General features: G+C 72.9%; 2 protein-coding genes. Both read left to right on the plus strand.

All coding sequences use genetic code 11. The annotated features are described in order from the left end of the window. The first annotated feature begins 249 nt into the window (after window positions 1-249). On the plus strand, window positions 250-936 hold the full coding sequence (locus tag AB0J09_RS64880) for a gamma-glutamyl-gamma-aminobutyrate hydrolase family protein (protein WP_360714467.1): 687 nt from the start codon (window positions 250-252) through the stop codon (window positions 934-936). Between the two features lie 9 nt (window positions 937-945). Continuing rightward, window positions 946-1,339: alpha/beta hydrolase (locus AB0J09_RS64885; RefSeq protein ID WP_360714469.1), on the plus strand; the 394-nt coding region annotated here is incomplete at its 3' end.

Here is a 1,339-nt window from a genome sequence, read left to right on the forward strand (position 1 = left end):
TACCACCCCCCCCCGCCCGGCGCCGCCCTCCGCTGCCCCCTCCGCAGCCCCCGTACCGGGGAACCCCCCCACCCCGCGCGCCCGCCGAAGGGGCCCTGGCCGGAGGACTGCGCGTCTACCCCAGAGGGGCAGAAGTGGTAGATCTTTGGGAGAGGTGACATAACGGAAAGAGTCTGCGCCATGATGGGCATGTGGCCGTCACCTCGACAGGCTGATGGCGGCACGGCTCCCATGCCCCCTGGAGATCGCATGTCCCGACCGCTGATCGGTATCACCGCCTACCTCGAGGCCGCCCGCTGGAGTGACTACGTACGCGAGGCCGTGCTGTCGCCTCCCGCCTACGCCAAGGCGATCGGGCGGGCCGGGGGCGCGCCCGTGATGCTGCCGCCGATCGGCACGCCCGCCATCGAGGACTACGTACGCGGCCTCCAAGGCATCGTGCTGGCCGGAGGCGCGGAGGTCGGCGCGGACACCTACGGCGGCGAGAGCGACGAGCGCGTGCCCGAGCCGCAGCGCCACCGCGACCGGTTCGAGCTGGCCCTGGCCAGGGCCGCCGTCCGGGCCGACCTGCCCATCCTGGCCGTCGCCAGGGGCATGCACGTGCTCAACGTCGCCCAGGGCGGCACGCTGATCCCCTGGCTGCCCGAGGTGCTCGACAACGACCGCCACGGCGAGCCCGGAGCCGGGCACACGATCCAGGTCAGCGTCTCCAGCAAGCTCGGCAAGGCCGTGGGCGACCGGGTCGAGGTCACCGCGCCCCACCACCAGTCCGTACGCCGCCTCGGCAGCGGCCTGCTGGCCGTGGCCTGGGCCGAGGACCAGATCGTCGAGGGGATCGAGCTGCAGGGCCACAGGTTCGGCGTGGGTGTCCAGTGGCACCCGGAGCGTGACGGCGACGACCGGCTCTTCGATGCGTTCATCGAGGCGGCCCGCTAGGCTGCGATCATGACGCTGCACCCCCAGGCCCGGGAGTACGTCGCCCTCTATCCGTCGGATCTGAACACCGATCTGGCCACGCTCGACCTGGCCAGGATCCAGGAGCTGCGCGCGCAGGACGGCCTGGCCGCCCACCGGGGGCCGCTGACGAAACTGCCCTTCGTCCGGGACGAGCTGGCCGAGGGCGTGCCCATCCGGATCTACCGCGCCGACCCCGGCGACGGCCTGCTGCCGGTCGTCGTCTACTTCCACGGCGGCGGCTGGGTCTTCGGCAGCGTCAAACGCAACGACGCGGCCGGGCGCGACCTGGCCATCCGCACCGGCGCGGTGGTGGTGTCCGTCGACTACCGGCTGGCTCCGGAGCACCCGTTCCCGGCCGCCGCCGAGGACGCCTGGACGGTGG

Origin of the sequence: Nonomuraea sp. NPDC049784 (assembly GCF_040659615.1) — a bacterium.
In the GTDB taxonomy this organism is placed as follows: Bacteria; Actinomycetota; Actinomycetes; order Streptosporangiales; family Streptosporangiaceae; genus Nonomuraea.